This window comes from Segatella copri (genome assembly GCF_019127135.1).
Lineage (GTDB): Bacteria > Bacteroidota > Bacteroidia > Bacteroidales > Bacteroidaceae > Prevotella.
Window position 1 is genome coordinate 41,668 of the sequence record NZ_JAHOEA010000022.1, and the last position, 18,351, is coordinate 60,018.

Below are 18,351 nucleotides of genomic sequence, written 5' to 3' on the forward strand. Positions count from 1 at the left end.
TATGTCATCAGACAGAAATAAAACATTCGGAAAGAAAGAGCATCTATGTAAACTGACACTTATAGAACAGCTCTTTGGAGGTGGTGCTAAAGCAATGACGGCATGGCCTATGAGAATGGTGTTTCTTCTTGTTGACAAGAAAGATGAGCAAGCTCCTTCTGTTCAAGTTCTTATCAGTGTATCAAAGCGGTATTTTAAACGTGCAGTAAAACGCAATCGGGTAAAGCGACAGATACGTGAAGCTTTTCGTTATCAAAAACAAGAGCTGGAGACTTGTATGCAGAATTATGTTGGAAAACAATTGCTTGTGGCTTTTGTTTGGCAAACAGAACAATTGCAGCCTTCAAAGTTGGTTTCAACCAAAATGGCTAAACTTTTGGACAGATTGGTTGATAACATCAAGGAGATGCAATCTGAAACTGTCATAAAAGAGAGCAGTTTATGATGAAGATTCTGTTAATGATAGCACATGGCATGAAAAAGGTGTTAATATGGATTCTTATACTGCCGATATTGTTTTATCAGAAGTGTATTACTCCTTATACGCCACCTTCCTGTCGCTTTCAGCCCACTTGCTCAGAGTATGCGAGACAAGCCATTCTAAAGCATGGTCCCTTTAAAGGATTGGCTTTGGCTGTTTGGCGCATCTTAAGATGCAATCCTTGGGGTGGTTCGGGTTATGATCCCGTACCGTAAGTTTCCGACTGTGTTGTTGGGCCCCTTATACATATTATATAATATAATAAAGAATCATATTCTATGGCAAAAAATTTTGTTGAAGAATTGAAATGGCGTGGTATGCTGGCGCAGATAATGCCAGGTACTGAGGAATATCTCAACACCCACATGGTGTCTGCCTATCTCGGAACCGACCCTACTGCAGACTCTCTGCACATCGGTCACCTTTGTGGTATCATGATGTTGCGCCACTTGCAGCGTTGTGGCCATAAGCCTTATCTCCTCGTGGGAGGTGCTACAGGTATGATTGGCGACCCTTCTGGCAAGAGCCAGGAGCGCAATCTTCTCGATTCAGAGACTCTCTATCATAACCAGGAAGCTATCAAGAAGCAGGTATCTAAGTTCCTCGACTTTGATGGCAATGAGCCAAACAAGGCGGAGTTGGTTAATAACTATGACTGGATGAAGGACTTCACCTTCCTCGACTTTGCTCGTGTGGTAGGTAAGCACATCACAGTTAACTATATGATGGCGAAGGATAGCGTGCAGAAGCGCTTGAACGGTGAGGCACGTGATGGCTTGTCTTTCACTGAGTTCACCTATCAGTTGCTCCAGGGCTATGACTTCCTCTATCAGTATGAGAAGTATGGCGTGCGCCTCCAGTTGGGTGGTAACGACCAGTGGGGTAACATGACTACCGGTACTGAGTTGATTCACCGTACATTGGGTAACGACGCAGAGTGCTTCTGCCTTACTTGCCCATTGATTACCAAGGCAGACGGTAAGAAGTTCGGTAAGACAGAGAGCGGTAACATCTGGTTGGACCGTAACCGCACTACTCCTTACGCTTTCTACCAGTTCTGGTTGAACGTAAGCGATGACGACGCAGAGAAGTATATCAAGATCTTTACCGACCTCGATAAGGAGACTATTGATGCCCTTGTAGAGGAGCACAAGCAGGATCCTGGTCGCCGTGTACTCCAGAAGCGTCTGGCTGAGGAGGTTACCATAATGGTTCATTCTCAGGAGGATTTGGATATGGCTATCGCAGCCAGCAACATCCTCTTCGGTAAGGCTACCAAGGAGAACTTGGCACAGCTCGATGAGGCAACATTGAACGATGTATTCGCCAATGTTCCTCACTACGACCTCGATAAGAACCTGCTCGGTGGAACTGCTGTAGATCTCTTCAATCAGGAGGGCATGCAGATTTTCCCAAGCAAGAGCGAGATGCGCAAGCTCGTTAAGGGTGGTGGCGTTTCACTCAACAAGGAGAAGCTCGCTGCTTTCGACCAGGTTGTAACTGCTGATGACCTGATTGACGGTAAGTATCTTTTGGTTCAGAAAGGTAAGAAGAACTACTTCTTGATTACCGTTAAGTAATCGTTAAAAGTATTGAAAATATTTGGTAGTGGAGAAAAAATCCACTACCTTTGCATTCGATTTGCTTGTCCTATGGTGTAATGGTAGCACTACAGTTTTTGGTTCTGTCAGTGGTGGTTCGAATCCGCCTGGGACAACAGGTCATAAATAACCCTTCAAGTCTTTGCGGATTTGAAGGGTTATTTTGTTATATAAGAGTTTAGTTTAGGTAGAGAAAGTTTATGCAAGAGATAGACTTGATATTTCAGCAGTATTATCGTCCGCTATGTCTTTATGCCACTCATTATCTGCATGGTATCGATGAGGCTGAAGACGTGGTGCAGGATTGTTTTGTGAAATTGATAAGTAGAAGCATCATGCCGGAAAACATCAAGGCTTTCTTATATATCTCTGTGCGCAATGCCTGCATCGACCTGTTGCGCCGCCAGTCTCCGATAGATACGGAGATTTCTCCTACCGATTTATGTGGCGTGATTTCTGAAGACCAGGCACAGGAAAGTTCTTTCCGGGAGGCAGAATTGTGGACGGCTATCGAGCTATAACCCGAACGATGCAGGGAAATCTTCCTGATGAGCAAGCGTGACGGAATGACTTATCGGGAGATAGCTGAAGAACTGAACCTGTCGGAAAAGACCGTGGAGCATCAGATTTCCAAGGCTTTAAAGACCTTACGAGGCAAGAAAGATGATTTTCTTGCAGATTTTTTCTATATTTTACCTTTCATCCATGGGGGTATTCTGTAATTCTTGCGTTATAGCAATAAAAGAATGAATAAAAGTACAGTTATGAAAGGTAAAGAGATTATTTTTGCGCTCTCAATTCTAGCCTTGCCAGCTCCAACGTTGGCAGGCACGCCGAAGATGATGGTGGAGGCTCAGACTTCTACCACCATCCGTCAGCAGATGGATTGGCTGCACCGTATCAGGAAAATCAACTTCGTCTATGATTCATCGCTTGATGGGGAATTGAACATCAAGTATCATGGACCAGACATCCAGCATCTTCCGGTGAAGAAGGCACTGAAGGCGCTTTTCGAGAAAACTCATATTCTATATAATATCAATGCGAACTATGTGATATTGAAGCGAAAACCCGTACAACAAATATCAACATCTTACACGAATATCAATCACAAAGTTCAGCAGGTTCAGCGTCGCCACACTCTCAGCGGATATGTCCGTGATGAGAGTGGCGAATCGCTGATTAATGCCACCATCTATGATCTGACGGATGGCATCGGCACAACCACCAATGAGTATGGTTTCTTTTCGCTTACCCTGCCCGAAGGCGAGCACCAGCTCCGCTTTTCGTATGTGGGCTATGCCGATAAGGTGGAAAAATTGAATCTCTCGAAAGATATGCATCATAATATGGCACTCCGTGTTGATGGTAAACTGCCTGAGGTGGTGGTAGATGGCGATTTGAACTCTCCGCTTCTGACCACACAAACCGGCAAGCGCTCCTTTTCGAACAAGGATATCAAGACAGAGTTTGCCCTGATGTCTTCGCCGGATGTGGTGAAGACCCTGCAGCGTGTGAGTGGTGTGGCAGAAGGACAGGAGTTGGCAAGCGGACTCTATGTGCATGGTGGCAATGGCGATGAGAACCTTTATCTGATAGATGGTACTCCGCTTTATGATACGAATCATGCGCTGGGGCTTTTCTCCAGTTTCAATGCCGATGTGGTGAAGAATGTGGATTTCTACAAGAGCGGCTTTCCTGCACGATATGGTGGAAGATTGTCGTCGGTGGTGGATGTGCGTACTGCCGATGGAAACATGAATCAGTTTCATGGTGCCTATCGCATCGGACTGCTCGATGCCAGTGTGCAGTTTGAGGGACCTATCCGGAAAGGCAAGACCTCTTATAATATAGGTATGCGCCGTTCCTGGATGGATTTGCTGTCCCGTCCCTTGACCAAGGCTTTCTCTGATCCAGACGATAAACTCTCGATAGGTTATTACTTCATGGACCTGAATGCCAAGGTAACCCATCGTTTCAACGACCGCTCGAAGATAGACTTGAGTCTCTATCACGGAAAAGACAGCTGGGATGTGAAGGATGATTTTGATCAAAGTAAGGCAGATGGGTATCAACCCAACCAAAGCTATGACAAGGACTTGACGAAGTCGCAGCTGGATTGGGGAAACTTTAATGTAGCACTCAACTGGAACTACCTGTTCTCTCCGAAGCTCTTTTCAAACATTACAGCGGTGTATTCCCATAATCGTTCCAAGTTGTATTCCTTTGATGATGATCGTTACATCAATCCTTCGGGAGAGAATGCCACTTCTGTCACTCACTTGGAGCATGGTTATACCTCAACGATTTATGATGCGGGCTATCGTCTGGCATTCGATTACCGTCCGAACCCTCGTCATCATTTCCGTTTTGGAAGCGACTATACGATGCATCTCTTTCGCCCCCAGACAGCTATGCAATTGGATTATACTGGATATGAGGGAAATGCATCAGCCCAAGTTGATACCATCCGAATGAATAGTAGTAATCGTCATGTGGCGCATGAGTGGACGGTATACGCAGAGGATGAAATCAATATCAACCGCAACTGGAGTATGAATGTTGGCTTCAATATGGGCCTTTTTCATATCAGTAACAAGAACTTCTTGAATATCGACCCACGTTTTGCCCTGAAATATCAACTGAGCAATGAGGTGTCGCTGAAGGCTTCCTTTACTCAGATGACCCAGTATGTGCATAAGGTCTCTAACAGCTACTTGTCCTTGCCTACGGATTATTGGGTACCGACTACCCGAAATCTGAAGCCAATGCGTTCTTATCAGTTTGCGGCAGGAATCTATGCCCAGCCCAACCGCCATTGGCTTCTGTCGCTCGAAGGGTATTACAAGTTGTCCAAGCATCTGCTTCAATACAGCAGTTGGGTAGGCATAGAGCCGCCTGCTGAGCATTGGGATTCGCAAGTGATGGATGGCAAGGGGCTCTTCTATGGCGTTGAGGCTGATGCCACTTATCGCACCAATCATCTGACTTTGAGTGGTTCTTATACGCTCTCTTGGAACAAGCGAAAGTATGATGACTTCTATCAGGATTGGTATTACGACAAGTTTGACAACCGCCATAAGTTGAATCTGTCTTTGCGGTATGCGTTTAACAAAAAGGTGAGTTGCTTTGCGGTCTGGAACTGTCACACGGGCAATCATGCCACGGTGCCAACCCAGTTGGCGGCATTGCCAAGCTTGCCAGATCAAGAAGGCAAGTATTACAGGAATTGGTGGAATTCCGCCTCTTATGTCTATGCCATCCCCAATAATTTGACGCTTCCAGCTTATCATCGCTTGGACTTGGGATTTGATTTCCGTCATGTCACCAAGCATGGACATGAGCGCATTTGGAATTTGAGCATCTATAATGCTTATTGTCATCTCAACTCGATGTACGTCAAGGTGGACTATAATGAGGGTACGCAGCAGTTTGAGGCGAAAAACAAGGGATTTATTCCAATAATACCTTCATTTAGTTATACTATCAAGTTTTAAAACAAAAGAAATCTCATTGGATATGAATACAAATCATAGAAGAATAAAAATCAATGTAAGTTGGAAATGGGGACTGTTCTTCTTTTTGATGAGCGTGGCCTTTTCTTCTTGCATAGATGATTTTGATGTGAAGAAGCTGCAAGATACTCCCCGATTGGTACTTTATTGTTTTCCAACGGAGGGAGATACCACACTTATCGTTGTAACGAAAAGCTTGCCCGTTTCTTCTTTCAAAGGAGATATAGATACCCAATCACGTTTAACCGTGGATGCAAGTGTCGTATATAAGGTAAATGGAATGCCACAGGAGGTGAAACGTATCGAAAACATAAAGGAAGCGCAGTTCTTTTCTCAAGTTTCCGATAGTTGGTCTCTTTCTACCCTAATAGGACAGTATTATGCCGTAGGAAAGCAGAAGGCTGGAGATAAGATTGAGGTCCAGGTATCGGCAGATGGTCTCTCCGAGGTTTCTGCTTCGACTTCCATTCCCGAGAAGGTTGATGTAAATATAGGTGACATCCATTTGAAAGAGAAATCGTCGGATCATGATGTTTATTTCTCGGTAGATAAGTTGGAAGCGACTTTTAGTGACCCTGCTTCAACCACGGATTATTATTCTGTGAAGGTAACTCGCAAGCAGAAATATGGAAACTTGAAAGGTGTTCCCAAAGAAGGCAATAGATGGCAACATGATGTTTATGCTAATAATTACCAAGATTATCTTAATTATTTGGGTAGGGAGGATGAATATGAATGGTGTTTTGATAGTTTGGCATCAAATATCGTTTGGCCTGAGATGGTGACCACCAGTGAGCCATTGATTAGCAAGAAGTCAGAGTTGGATAATGATTTCGGCTTTGACGAATACGAATACTTTGATGATGTTTATATCTTCAATGACCGGACGATAAATGGACAGACCTATACGATGCATTTGGAAGTGAACAGTAATGATTCTTATTGGCACACGTATGATGGTTGGGACCGTTTGTTTGGCTTTACTTATAATGTACAACTTTGCAAGGTTACTCCAGAGTACTATCGCTTCTTGAAGAGCATTAACGATGCGCAGAGCAATAGTTGGGCGGACGCTGGATTGATGCAGGTGACACCTACTTATTCGAACGTAAAAGGTGGTTTCGGTGTAGTGGCAGGATTTAATGTCTGTGAAGCTTCGAAATATATCGCCCCATTGCCATCGGATAATCAAGGCGGAATATATACCAAATAAAAAAGGTGAGGAGTATGAAAAGAAGTCTTTTTATCATTTTAGGTACCTTGTGCTTTGCCATTGCCGGCAAGGCACAAGGTTCTGATGTTTCTGTTCAAAAGGCGAATACGGGTTATCGTATCTTGAATGATACCGTGGAAGCGGTGAAGGATTCTATGACTTTTGAACAGCGTGTGGAAATGATCAATCGCATGAAGTTAAAGCAGGATACCAAGCTGCTGCGCTATGTGGCTGGTATTACGGGCGGACTTTGTGATGCCAATGAAGACAGCTACATGGTTGAGTTGACATTTGCCTATTATCCCCTGACCTATGCAGGCGTTTCCTGTGGAATAGAATGGAACGATAACTACGGGGATAGACCATTGATGGAACGTTATGAAGATGATGAATATGATCCAAAGAGGGTGATTAAAATCAACCTGACACCAGGTTTGGCTTTTCGTACTCCTACCTTGTGGTTGAGCAGGCGTCGTTCTGCGGGCTTGATGCTGCATTGCGAGCCGGGACTCTGCATCACGCCATTTTATAATGATTGGGTATCTTTTACCGAAATCAAGGATGCACAAGGTGTGGGGCATCCTGCATCTTATGAAGATGAGCTTTATGGTAATGCAACTATCCGAACCGTCAGTAATCATGGTGGAAAATGGCTGGCTTGGCGCATCAAGTCGGCTTTGACCTTCCGTTCGGGCGATGTATTTCTGTCTTTGGGATGGCTGACAAGCGACTTCAATATCGAAAATAGCAGAAACAATATCCGCTATACAAAGGGTAAGCGATATAATGGCATCGAGAAGTATAAGCATACCAATACGCTCTTTGCATCTATTACAGGACAATTTTAAAGGAAGAAAGGGATTCTATGATGAAGATCAACAAGAATGAACAGGAATTTGTGCTGAAGTATTTTCAGCCGGGCAAGCTGGATACCCGGAAGGCCTTGCAGAAGGTGAAGGCTCGGGTTGGCATTTCTGATGAAGAGGTTTCGCATGCTGCAACTGTATCTTTACGCATGTGTCGCATCCGCTGGATAGCTGTGGCTGCATCTATTTTGGTGCTCTTCACCATAGGAGCCTATACGCTTTTGCAGCCAAAGACGGTGACGCTTTCTGCTGATTCAGAAGTAGTGGCATATCATCTGCCTGATGGAACGAAGGTATCGTTGATGCCTCATTCTTCTCTTTCCTATCAGGAAGATGATTGCAGAAAGGTGGAGATGAAGGGCTGTATCTATTATCAGGTGAAGCATGATGAACAGCATCCTTTCGATGTGATGGGAGAGCATGGACACGTAAGGGTGCTCGGTACCCAGTTTATGGTGGATGAAAGAACGGATGCTCCCGAAGTGATGGTAACCAGCGGAAAGGTGCTTTTCACAGCTCGTAACTCTGAAGAGGGTGTCTTCCTGATTAAAGGCAAGCGGGCACGTCTGTTGAAAGGGGCTGTCCAACCTAAGTTGTTGGCAGATTATGATATCAATGATGTGGCATGGGCTACCCATCGCCTGCATTTCGACAATACTCCATTATCAGAAGTATTGGAGGATCTTTCTAAATTATCTGGTACAAGATATACGGCTTCTGATGAGAGCAAGCGTCTGACGGGTGATTTTGATACCAATTCCATCCCACAGATCATCCAAGTAATAGAAGAAACATTGGGTGTTCAGATAAGATAAGTGTGTGAATAAAACATCGTAAAAAGGGACAAACTTAGGAAAAGTAGGCAATAAAATGAGAAAATAAGTAAAAAGGGTGCATCTTTCGTATTGATTTAGGGTGATATTCAAAATTATTTTGTATCTTTGCCCTCGTAACAAATCAAACAATTTATAAAAAATAAAATTATGGACTTTAATAAACTATTCTCATTAGAGGGTAAGGTTGCCCTCGTGACAGGTGCCGCTTATGGTATCGGTTTCGCTATTGCTGAGGCTTATGCCAAGGCTGGTGCTAAGATTGCTTTCAACTGCCGCAGCCAGCATCACATGGATCAGGCTCTTGCTGATTACAAAGCAAAGGGTATTGAGGCAAAGGGTTATATCTGTGATGTAACTGATGAGGAACAGGTGAAAAACATGGTAGCTGACATCGAGAAGGAACTTGGTGTTATTGATATTTTGGTAAACAATGCAGGTATTATCAAGCGTATTCCTATGACTGAGATGTCTGTAGATGACTTTAAGCAGGTTATTGACATTGACCTCACAGCACCTTTTATTGTATCTAAGGCAGTTATCCCAGGTATGATCAAGAAGGGTCATGGTAAGATTATCAACATCTGCTCTATGATGAGCGAGCTGGGCCGTGAGACAGTTTCTGCATACGCTGCTGCCAAGGGTGGCTTGAAGATGTTGACACGTAACATCTGCTCTGAGTATGGTGAGTACAACATCCAGTGCAATGGTTTGGGCCCTGGTTACATCGCAACTCCTCAGACTGCACCTCTCCGTGAGCGTCAGGCTGATGGTAGCCGTCATCCATTCGATAGCTTTATCTGTGCAAAGACTCCTGCAGGTCGCTGGTTGGAACCAGAAGAGTTGGCAGGTCCTGCTGTTTTCTTGGCTTCAGATGCTTCTAATGCAGTGAATGGCCACATTCTCTACGTAGATGGTGGTATCTTGGCATATATCGGAAAACAGCCAAAATAAAGGATTAAACTTGTAGATTTGAGTTAGAATAAACTTGAATAGAATAAAAAAATATAGGGCAGCCATAAAGGGCTGCCCTATATTTATGATTAAAATAATCTTTACAATTATTTGTTGATTGCATCTGCGAGCTCAGCACCAGCCTTGAACTTAGCAACCTTTTTAGCTGCAATCTGGATTTTCTCCTTAGTAGCTGGATTGATACCCTCACGAGCAGGACGCTCGTTAATGCTGAATGTACCGAAACCTACCAACTGAATCTTATCACCTGCAATGAGAGCTTCCTTCAATGCATTTGTTGTAGCTTCGAGAGCGGCCTTAGCCTGTGCCTTTGTAATCTCAGCACCTGCTGCAATCTTGTCAATCAATTCTGTCTTGTTCATAATTTTTCGTTATTAAATGAATAATATTGTTGTTTCTAAGTTGAATTCGTTTACAAATATAGCTTTTTCTTGTGAAAGTTCAAATAAAAAAAGCAGAAAAGTGATGAATTTATTGAAAATTAAGTGTAATAAGCCTATTTTTTGGTGTTTTCACGGATATTTTTCGTAATTTTGCCGCCAAAATACAAATATTAGTTAGATTATTAAACAGTTTAGAGAAATAAAGTTATGCGCAATATTCCAATTGTAACAAAGAATTTGCTGATAGTGAATGTAGTAGCATTCCTGGCATGCATGCTGATGGATAAGAGTATGGGTGGTGGTTCTAGTTTGACAGATATGTTTGGGCTCCATTTCTTCTTAGCTTCAGATTTCCATATTTATCAGTTAGTTACCTACATGTTTATGCATGGCGGTTTTCAGCATATTCTCTTCAATATGTTTGCCCTATGGATGTTTGGCTGTGTGGTAGAAAGAGTTTGGGGACCTAAGAAATTCCTTTTTTATTACATGGTGTGTGGAATCGGAGCCGGCTTGTTCCAAGAGGCAGCCCAGTATATTACGTATGTGGCAAAGGATATGGTTGCTTATGATTATGTAAGTGTTAATGGGGCCAGAATTACAATGGAGCAATATCTGAACCTATGGACTACCGTGGGTGCTTCAGGAGCTATTTATGCCATATTGCTTGCCTTTGGTATGATTTATCCAAACGAGCGTCTCTTCATTTTCCCGTTGCCAGTTCCTATTAAAGCTAAATTCTTCGTGATAGGCTATGCTGTCATAGAATTGGTTTCAACATTCTCTCTCTCTGATGATGGTGTGGCTCATATTGCCCATTTGGGAGGTATGGTCTTTGGATTCTTCCTGATCCGTTATTGGCGTAAGCAGATTGATAATGGTTACTATCATTCAAATTCTGCAGACGCTTTTGATAAGTTGAAAGGTATGTTCGGTGGAAAGCGTCGGGCTGGTAGAACGCATTTTACTTATACCAAGAATGAATCTTATAATCAGACTTATGAACAGGATGCTGAATGTAAGACCAACGAAAAGGTTGTATCACAGGAAGAGATAGATCGAATCTTAGATAAAATAAGAAAGAGCGGTTATGATAGCTTGACTCCTAGTGAAAAGCAGATGCTCTTTGATCAGAGTAATAAGTAAAAAGCATGTTTAAAGGATTTAAGGAATTTACATATAAGATGATAGCTGGTGCTAATGTGGCAACTATCATCATCATGTTGCTGGTGGGCTTTTCTGACTTCTTTCAGCCGGAAAAGTTCGCCGCATTGGCTAATCTTGGCTTACTTTTCCCGGTTTTTCTTATAGTTAACCTAGGCTTTTTGCTTTTCTGGTTGCTCTTCCGGTCTAAGTATGCCATTATTCCATTCTTGGGCTTTTTGATTTGTTTTGTTCCTGTTCGCAAGTATATGCCAATCAATTTTTCTGGCGAAACTCCAAAAGGTTGTATCAAAGTTCTATCATATAATACTTGGAATTTTGGTGCACAGACAGAGGATGCCGAAGGAACTAATGTCTGTATTGCTTATCTGCAGGAGCAGGATGCTGACATAGTTTGTCTGCAGGAAGCATGTCCTACAGCCCGGAATATTGAGCAGATAGATAGTATGCTCAAGCCGATGTATGCTTATCAGGATACAACGATGCACGTGAATGGTGGAAATTGTCTTATGTTGCTCAGTAAATACCCTATTCTTTCAAAAGAGCGAATTTCTTATGAATCGCAAGGAAATATGAGTGTAGCATATCGTCTGAAAATGAAAGATAGAGAGGTCCTTCTCATCAATAATCATTTGGAAACTACCGGCTTAAGTTTAGAGGACAGACGCCAGTTCAAGAATCTGGTTATCGGAAAATTGCAGGTTGATACTGCAGAAGAAACGTCCAAACTGCTCGTTGTAAAACTTGCCGAGGCAACAAAGAAACGGGCTCCGGAGGCTGAGGCTGTAGCAAAATACATTCAGCAGCATAAAGAACAGAGTATTATTTTGTGCGGTGACTTTAATGATGGTCCTATCTCTTATGCTCATCGAACGATAGCTAAAGATTTGACGGATTGCTACATTGCAAGTGGTAACGGACCGGGTATCAGCTATCATCATGGAGGCTTTTTTGTTCGCATTGACAATATCATGTGTTCAGACGATTGGGAGCCTTATGAATGTAAAGTTGATGATAAAATCGCCGTTTCAGACCACTATCCTATCATTTGTAAGCTAAAAATGCGCCCTAAAAAGCAAAAATAGAGCAAATTATTCTTATATAAGAAAAAAAATGCTTATTTTTGCACAACTTTATGGAGGTTTTTGAAAGAATCCCTAAAAGCAATTGAAAAGAAACAAATAATTAATAACAATAAATAGAAATGCAAAACAAAGGAATTGTAATTTGTGTAGCCGTCTTACTGACACTCGCAAGTATCTTCTATTTGTCATTCTCGTTTGCCACACGTTACTATGACAGCGAGGCTGCAAAGATTAAAGATCCTATTGCTCAGCAGGATTATAAGGATTCTGTTAAGTACTTAGGTGTTTATTCTTACCAGAACTGCTTGGAGACTCAGATTGGTCTTGGACTTGACCTTAAGGGCGGTATGAATGTAATTCTTGAGATTTCTGTACCTGATGTACTTGAAAACCTTGCCGATCATAAGACCGACGCTGGTTTTACCAATGCCATGAAGGAAGCTAGAGCTCAGGAAGAAGCTAACGGTGGTGACTTCGTGTCACTTTTCATTAACGCTTATCATAAGAGCGCACCAGGTCATAAACTAGCAGAAGTGTTCGCTACCCAGCAGTTGCAGGGCAAGGTTTCTCCTCAGAGCAGCGATGCAGAGGTAGAGAAGGCTATCCGCGCTTCTGTACAGGATGCTATCGACAACTCATTCAATGTTGTCCGCACCCGTATCGATAAGTTCGGTGTTGTTCAGCCTAACATCCAGAAGCTGGAAGGTCAGCAGGGCCGTATCATGGTAGAAATGCCTGGTATCAGCCAGCCTGAACGTATGCGTAAGATGCTTCAGGGTAGTGCTAACCTTGAGTTCTGGGAGACATATAACTCAGAGGAAGTTGCTCCTTATCTCCAGCAGCTTGATACTCGTATCGCTAATGGTGATAACGGTGAGGAGAAGACTGACTCTGTTGCTGCTGATTCAACTGCTGCAAAGAAGGAAGTTGCTAAGGCTGAGCCTAAGAAGGCTGAGGCTAAGTTCTCTATCAAGAAGAAGGACGATGCTGCAAGCAAGGTAGGCGAGGATGCTCAGAATGCTGCTGCTATCAAGGCTCACCCATTGTTGGCTCGTTTGCAGCTCGGTGGTGGTTTGAGCACTGTTGGTTATGCTAGTGTTCGCGATACTGCTGCCATCAACAAGATTATCTACTCTGCTGTGGCTAAGCGCGTTTTGCCATCAGACTTGCGTCTGCTTTGGAGTGCTAAGCCAGCTGATAACCTGAAGGTTAAGAATATCTATGAGCTTCATGCTTTGAAGGTTACAACTACTACCGGTCGTGCTCCTTTGGAGGGTGATGTAATTACCGATGCTAAGGACGAGTTCGACCAGATGGGTTCACCTGTTGTTAGCATGAAGATGAATACTGAGGGCGCACGTAAGTGGGCTCAGATGACAAAGGCTAACGTAGGTAAGGCTATTGCTATCGTTCTGGATGGCGTAGTTTACTCTGCTCCTCGTGTAAACGGCGAGATTGACGGTGGTAGCTCTCAGATTTCCGGTAACTTCACTATCGAGGATACCAAGGACTTGGCTAACACATTGAAGTCTGGTCGTATGCCAGCTCCTGCACGTATCGTTCAGGAGGAGGTTGTAGGTCCTACACTCGGTGCACAGTCTATCCAGATGGGTATTGTATCATTCGTTGTAGCTTTCGTACTCCTGATGGTTTACATGGTGATGATGTACAATGTCATTCCTGGTATGATGGCTAACCTGGCATTGCTCGTCAACGTATTCTTCACGTTGGGTATTCTGACGTCCTTCCAGGCGGCTCTGACGTTACCAGGTCTTGCCGGTATGGTCTTGTCTCTGGGTACTGCCGTGGATGCCAACGTGCTTATCTATGAGCGTATCAAGGAGGAGCTCCGCTCTGGCAAGGGTATGAAGCAGGCTGTAGCTGCCGGTTATGGTAACGCTTTCTCTGCTATCTTCGACTCTAACTTGACATCTTTGATTACTGGTGTTATCCTGTTGACTACCGGTACAGGTCCTATCCGTGGTTTCGCTACTACATGGATCATCGGTATCGTAGTTTCATTCTTTACTGCTGTGTTCCTGACTCGTCTGGTTTACGATTATAAGTTGAACCACGATAAGTGGATGCACTGCAAGTTTGATACTCCAGTTTCTCACAACCTGATGCAGGGCAAGAAGTATAAGTTCATGTCTATGTACAAGACTACCTTCACCGTAGCCATCGTTGCTGCAGTGGTATTCATCGGTAGCTTCTTTGTTCGTGGCTTGAGTAAGAGTATCGACTTTACTGGTGGTCGTAACTATGTGGTACAGTTCGAGAATCCTGTAGAGCCTGAGCAGATCCGTACCGTTCTTGGTGATGCATTCGTTAATGCAGATGGTTCTAAGGCAACTACTGGCGCTATTGCTATCGGTACAGACGGTAAGACTATCCGTGTATCTACCAACTATATGATTGAGAGCAACAGTCCAACTGTTGACGATGAGGCTGAGACTATCCTTTACAATGCCTTGAAGAAGGCTAACCTGGTTTCTCAGAAGAGTGTTGAGGCATTCAAGAATCCAGATGTTCGTCAGGGTGGTTCTATCATCAGTAGTACAAAGGTAGGTCCTTCAGTGGCTAAGGATATCACTATGGGTGCTATCTATAGTGTGCTCTTCGCATTGATTGCTATCTTCCTCTACATCCTGGTACGTTTCCGCAACGTGGCCTTCTCTGTAGGTTCTACTGTAGCTTTGGCATTTGATGCCTTGACAGTAATCGGTTTCTACTCACTCCTGTGGGGGCTCGTTCCATTCTCATTGGAGATTGACCAGACCTTCATCGGTGCTATCCTGACCGTGGTAGGTTACTCTATCAACGATAAGGTGGTTGTGTTCGACCGTATCCGTGAGAACTTGAAGTTGCATCCTAAGGGCGACCGTCAGCAGCTCTTCAATGCATCTATCAATGAGACATTGGCTCGTACCATCAATACATCTACATCTACATTGCTCGTGTTGCTCTGTATCTTCATCCTCGGTGGTGACAGCATCCGCAGCTTCTCATTCGCAATGATCCTGGGTGTTGTATTCGGTACATTGTCATCTATCTTCATTGCATCTCCAATGGCTTACATCGTTCTTGGTCGTAAGATTAAGGAAGAGCCAGCTGAGGAGGTTGCAGAAGTTAAGTAATCAGAAACTCTTCATTCTTTCTCTGTCCGATGTATGTCGGATAGAGAAAGATACTGGAAAGAATATAAAAATAATAAAGGTCGCTTCCTGATTGTCAGGAGCGACCTTTATTGTTTTATCATCTCTGGAATGATAAGGAAAGTACGTGGTCCCACCGAGAATCGAACTCGGATCAAAGGTTTAGGAAACCTCCGTTCTATCCGTTAAACTATAGGACCATTGTAAACCGACTGCAAAGATACATCAAATCGTTGACAATACAAAATAAAATGTTATGTTTTTCACTCTCATCTTATCAAGTTTCCTCACTTTTGTGGAGTTGAACTGCGAAAACCTCTTCGATACGAAGCATGATTCGCTGAAGAATGACTATGAATTCCTGCCACAGAGCAGTTACAAGTGGACGCCTTATCGCTATTGGCGCAAGCTGGCAAATCTTTCCAAGACTATAGTAGCTTTGGGTTATGAAGATTTGTCGCTTGTTGGTACCGCCTCCCCAGATAATCCTTCAAGACCCTCGGAGAAGTCCTGGCATGTTCCCGATTTTGTGGCGCTTTGCGAAGTGGAGAACGATAGTGTGCTGTTTGATTTAACCCGGCGTTCAGCTCTTCGCGGTGTGAATTATGATTATGTGATGACCGATTCGCCTGATGAACGAGGCATAGATGTGGCTTTGCTTTATCAGCCATCTTCTTTTGCGCTTATACAGTTCCGGTCTATCCGCATCAAGCCGCTGCCTGATACTCGTCCTACGAGAGATATTCTCTACGCTTCGGGGCGGATTATGAATGATGATACGCTCCATGTCTTTGTATTGCATGCGCCTAGCCGGCGTGGCGGCGAACAGGTTTCGCGTCCCTACCGCCTGCAGGTAGCCAGCCAGTTGGTTTCTGCTGTAGATTCTATCTATGCGCTCAATGATAGTGCAAGGATTATCGTAGCCGGCGATTTCAACGATTATTCCGATTCTCCGGCTCTTCGTTATCTTTATCAGCATCACCTTATTAATATATCTGTTGGCGTCAAAGGCTCTCATGGTGCCAAGGCTACTTATCGCTGGCATGGAGATTGGCGAAGTCTTGACCAGATTCTCTTCAGTCCTTCGCTTTCCCGGCTTAAGATGGGTTGTCAGATAGGAGATTTGCCATTCCTCTTAGAAGATGATGAGAAATATGGCGGAAAGAAACCTTTCCGCACCTATCTCGGTCCCCGATATTTGGGTGGATACAGCGATCATCTGCCGCTTGTTGCCAAGTTTAAAATAGAGGGTGGATATGAATAAAAAAACAGGTATGCTCAGATTTTTACCGAACATACCTGTTTGTATATTAGTGAGATTTTTTCTCTTCTGCCTGATTATCCGTAGATAACCTTACCGTTCTCATCCTCATAAGGAGTTATATCCTTAGCATACTGGTTCATGGCACGGAGGCTCATACCCATTGATGAGAAACCACCATCGTGGAAGAGGTTCTGCATGGTTACCTTGCGGGTGAAGTCAGAGAACATCATCACGCAGTAGTTAGCGCAATCCTCAGCTACGGCGTTTCCGAGTGGAGACATCTTGTCGGCGAAGTCCATCATGTTCTCGATATCCTTGATACCCTTACCTGCTGTTGTAGCTGTAGGGCTCTGAGAGATGGTGTTGATGCGCACGTGCTTCTCACGACCATAGATGTAACCGAAGCTGCGGGCAATACTTTCGAGCATGCTCTTGGCATCAGCCATATCGTTGTAACCGAAGAATGTACGCTGAGAAGCTACGTATGTGAGAGCTACTACAGAACCCCACTCGTTGATAGCATCCAACTTCTTGGCTACCTGCAACATCTTGTGGAAAGAGATAGCAGAGATGTCCAATGTCTTGTTCAGGAAGTTGTAGTCGAGGTCATCGTATGTACGATGCTTGCGAACGTTAGGGCTCATAGCTACAGAGTGGAGCACGAAGTCGATTTTGCCACCGAGTTTCTCCTGAGCCTCTGTGAATACCTTTTCCAAGTCTTCTACGCTAGTCGCATCAGCTGCGATGATAGGAGCGTTGATCTGTTCAGCGAGCTTATCCAGCGTACCCATACGCAAAGCCATAGCTGTATTACTAAGTGCGATAGTAGCACCCTCTTCAGCAGCCTTTACAGCTACTTTCCAAGCGATTGATTCCTCATTGAGTGCACCGAAGATGATGCCACGCTTGCCTTTTAACAAATTGTGAGTCATTGTTATCTTAATACTTTTGTTTATACTAACGACAATCCCCTACATATATCATTCTCTATATATAATAAGGTGTAAAACCACTTTGTTTTGTTCTAGTCGTTGAAATCGTGCGCAAAATTACGAAAAATGTGCAATATACCCAAATTTTTTAACTAAAAAGTGCCGTAAACGTTTTCTTTTTTGTGGTATGTCAAGTATTCCGCTCCCTGCAGTCAGTATGATATTCTATTTATTCTTTGCAGATAATAAGCCTGAAACAGATATATCTTATGCTTATAGATAACGTATCTGTTGGTCTGAGGAATTAGATTTGTAGGGTTGCTGCCATATGCCAGCAGAATTGTTGGCATATGGCAACAATGTTCCTGACATATGCCAACAAGGTTCCTGACATATGTCAACAAGGTTCCTGACATATGCCAACAGAGTTATTGACATATGTCAGCAACCTTGTTGGCAACTGCCGTCAACCGAACGGAACTAATTGTTAGAACCGATGAACCGTAGAGCTGTGACTATTTAATCTATTTGTTCTACGTATTTAAGCAATACGTCTTACCCGGCAGATGCCTGTATAGATAACTTAAGAACCTTCTTATTTCTGTTCTTACAAATTATAGCCTTATTGCAGCAAAAATATCCTTTTTGTTGCAATATGACAAGGTAGAAGTGTTAAAAATAGACTTTTTTATGTGCGTTATTAAATTTTTCTTTCAAAATATTTGCAAATATCCGAAAAAAAATCTAATTTTGCAGCCGATTATTATATATTTATTAATTATTATCTAATAAAGAGAGAGATTATGTTTAAAAGAATCGCTTTATTTGTGGGGGAGGTCGTCCGAAAACTTAATTAGGGAAGCAAACAACTGAATTGAGCATTT

General features: G+C 43.4%; 14 protein-coding genes, 2 tRNA genes and 1 pseudogene. 14 read left to right on the forward strand and 3 right to left on the reverse strand.

Annotation, left to right across the window (positions count from 1 at the left end):
- Position 1: 1 nt before the first annotated feature.
- The 10 genes and pseudogenes from rnpA (at position 2) to KSW37_RS07690 (ending at position 9,463) form a co-directional block, all read left to right on the forward strand.
- The gene (rnpA, locus tag KSW37_RS07645; protein WP_217313892.1) at positions 2-445 is read left to right on the forward strand and encodes a ribonuclease P protein component; all 444 of its coding nucleotides are present in this window, start codon (positions 2-4) and stop codon (positions 443-445) included.
- Entirely contained in the window at positions 445-696 is a 252-nt protein-coding gene (gene yidD, locus KSW37_RS07650; protein ID WP_217313900.1) for a membrane protein insertion efficiency factor YidD, read from the forward strand. Before rnpA ends, yidD begins: the two co-directional genes overlap by 1 nt.
- 63 nt (positions 697-759) lie before the next feature.
- A complete protein-coding gene (tyrS, locus tag KSW37_RS07655; protein WP_006848087.1) occupies positions 760-2,061 on the forward strand; it encodes a tyrosine--tRNA ligase in 1,302 nt (433 codons plus the stop codon).
- A 66-nt stretch (positions 2,062-2,127) separates the two neighbouring features.
- Positions 2,128-2,198 (forward strand) — tRNA-Gln (locus tag KSW37_RS07660).
- Between the two features lie 84 nt (positions 2,199-2,282).
- Positions 2,283-2,804: pseudogene (locus KSW37_RS07665) on the forward strand (RNA polymerase sigma-70 factor).
- Positions 2,805-2,828: 24 nt separating this feature from the next.
- Entirely contained in the window at positions 2,829-5,579 is a 2,751-nt protein-coding gene (locus KSW37_RS07670; RefSeq protein ID WP_254368580.1) for a TonB-dependent receptor, read from the forward strand.
- A 22-nt stretch (positions 5,580-5,601) separates the two neighbouring features.
- Complete coding sequence (locus KSW37_RS07675) at positions 5,602-6,810, forward strand: DUF4249 domain-containing protein (RefSeq protein WP_217313893.1); 1,209 nt, start codon at positions 5,602-5,604, stop codon at positions 6,808-6,810.
- A gap of 14 nt (positions 6,811-6,824) precedes the next feature.
- Positions 6,825-7,658 carry a hypothetical protein gene (locus KSW37_RS07680; RefSeq protein ID WP_217313894.1) on the forward strand — a complete coding sequence of 278 codons (834 nt, stop codon included), beginning with the start codon at positions 6,825-6,827 and terminating at the stop codon, positions 7,656-7,658.
- 17 nt (positions 7,659-7,675) lie between these two features.
- A complete protein-coding gene (locus tag KSW37_RS07685; protein WP_217313895.1) occupies positions 7,676-8,491 on the forward strand; it encodes a FecR family protein in 816 nt (271 codons plus the stop codon).
- 168 nt (positions 8,492-8,659) lie between these two features.
- A complete protein-coding gene (locus KSW37_RS07690; protein WP_022121527.1) occupies positions 8,660-9,463 on the forward strand; it encodes a gluconate 5-dehydrogenase in 804 nt (267 codons plus the stop codon).
- A 107-nt stretch (positions 9,464-9,570) separates the two neighbouring features.
- Here KSW37_RS07690 and KSW37_RS07695 read toward each other — a convergent pair whose 3' ends face one another.
- A complete protein-coding gene (locus tag KSW37_RS07695) occupies positions 9,571-9,846 on the reverse strand; it encodes an HU family DNA-binding protein (RefSeq protein ID WP_006848085.1) in 276 nt (91 codons plus the stop codon).
- A gap of 228 nt (positions 9,847-10,074) precedes the next feature.
- Between KSW37_RS07695 and KSW37_RS07700 the strand changes: the two genes are divergently transcribed.
- From KSW37_RS07700 to secDF, 3 genes are all read left to right on the forward strand, one after another.
- Positions 10,075-11,013, forward strand: coding sequence for a rhomboid family intramembrane serine protease (locus KSW37_RS07700; protein ID WP_217313896.1), 939 nt, complete (start codon positions 10,075-10,077; stop codon positions 11,011-11,013).
- Positions 11,014-11,018: 5 nt separating this feature from the next.
- Entirely contained in the window at positions 11,019-12,116 is a 1,098-nt protein-coding gene (locus KSW37_RS07705; RefSeq protein ID WP_217313897.1) for an endonuclease/exonuclease/phosphatase family protein, read from the forward strand.
- A gap of 119 nt (positions 12,117-12,235) precedes the next feature.
- The gene (gene secDF, locus KSW37_RS07710; protein ID WP_217313898.1) at positions 12,236-15,253 is read left to right on the forward strand and encodes a protein translocase subunit SecDF; all 3,018 of its coding nucleotides are present in this window, start codon (positions 12,236-12,238) and stop codon (positions 15,251-15,253) included.
- A 146-nt stretch (positions 15,254-15,399) separates the two neighbouring features.
- On the opposite strand, the gene KSW37_RS07715 is transcribed toward secDF, so the two are convergent.
- Positions 15,400-15,471: transfer RNA gene (locus KSW37_RS07715), tRNA-Arg, on the reverse strand.
- Positions 15,472-15,527: 56 nt separating this feature from the next.
- Between KSW37_RS07715 and KSW37_RS07720 the strand changes: the two genes are divergently transcribed.
- On the forward strand, positions 15,528-16,535 hold the full coding sequence (locus KSW37_RS07720) for an endonuclease/exonuclease/phosphatase family protein (RefSeq protein ID WP_217313899.1): 1,008 nt from the start codon (positions 15,528-15,530) through the stop codon (positions 16,533-16,535).
- A gap of 74 nt (positions 16,536-16,609) precedes the next feature.
- On the opposite strand, the gene KSW37_RS07725 is transcribed toward KSW37_RS07720, so the two are convergent.
- Complete coding sequence (locus KSW37_RS07725) at positions 16,610-17,467, reverse strand: enoyl-ACP reductase FabI (RefSeq protein WP_022121533.1); 858 nt, start codon at positions 17,465-17,467, stop codon at positions 16,610-16,612.
- Positions 17,468-18,351: the final 884 nt, after the last annotated feature.

Coding starts and splice junctions, on each gene's coding strand:
- rnpA (WP_217313892.1), top strand. CDS start 2: ATGTCATCAGACAGAAATAAAACATTCGGAAAGAAAGAGCATCTATGT.
- yidD (WP_217313900.1), top strand. CDS start 445: ATGAAGATTCTGTTAATGATAGCACATGGCATGAAAAAGGTGTTAATA.
- tyrS (WP_006848087.1), top strand. CDS start 760: ATGGCAAAAAATTTTGTTGAAGAATTGAAATGGCGTGGTATGCTGGCG.
- KSW37_RS07670 (WP_254368580.1), top strand. CDS start 2,829: ATGAATAAAAGTACAGTTATGAAAGGTAAAGAGATTATTTTTGCGCTC.
- KSW37_RS07675 (WP_217313893.1), top strand. CDS start 5,602: ATGAATACAAATCATAGAAGAATAAAAATCAATGTAAGTTGGAAATGG.
- KSW37_RS07680 (WP_217313894.1), top strand. CDS start 6,825: ATGAAAAGAAGTCTTTTTATCATTTTAGGTACCTTGTGCTTTGCCATT.
- KSW37_RS07685 (WP_217313895.1), top strand. CDS start 7,676: ATGATGAAGATCAACAAGAATGAACAGGAATTTGTGCTGAAGTATTTT.
- KSW37_RS07690 (WP_022121527.1), top strand. CDS start 8,660: ATGGACTTTAATAAACTATTCTCATTAGAGGGTAAGGTTGCCCTCGTG.
- KSW37_RS07695 (WP_006848085.1), bottom strand. CDS start 9,846: ATGAACAAGACAGAATTGATTGACAAGATTGCAGCAGGTGCTGAGATT.
- KSW37_RS07700 (WP_217313896.1), top strand. CDS start 10,075: ATGCGCAATATTCCAATTGTAACAAAGAATTTGCTGATAGTGAATGTA.
- KSW37_RS07705 (WP_217313897.1), top strand. CDS start 11,019: ATGTTTAAAGGATTTAAGGAATTTACATATAAGATGATAGCTGGTGCT.
- secDF (WP_217313898.1), top strand. CDS start 12,236: ATGCAAAACAAAGGAATTGTAATTTGTGTAGCCGTCTTACTGACACTC.
- KSW37_RS07720 (WP_217313899.1), top strand. CDS start 15,528: ATGTTTTTCACTCTCATCTTATCAAGTTTCCTCACTTTTGTGGAGTTG.
- KSW37_RS07725 (WP_022121533.1), bottom strand. CDS start 17,467: ATGACTCACAATTTGTTAAAAGGCAAGCGTGGCATCATCTTCGGTGCA.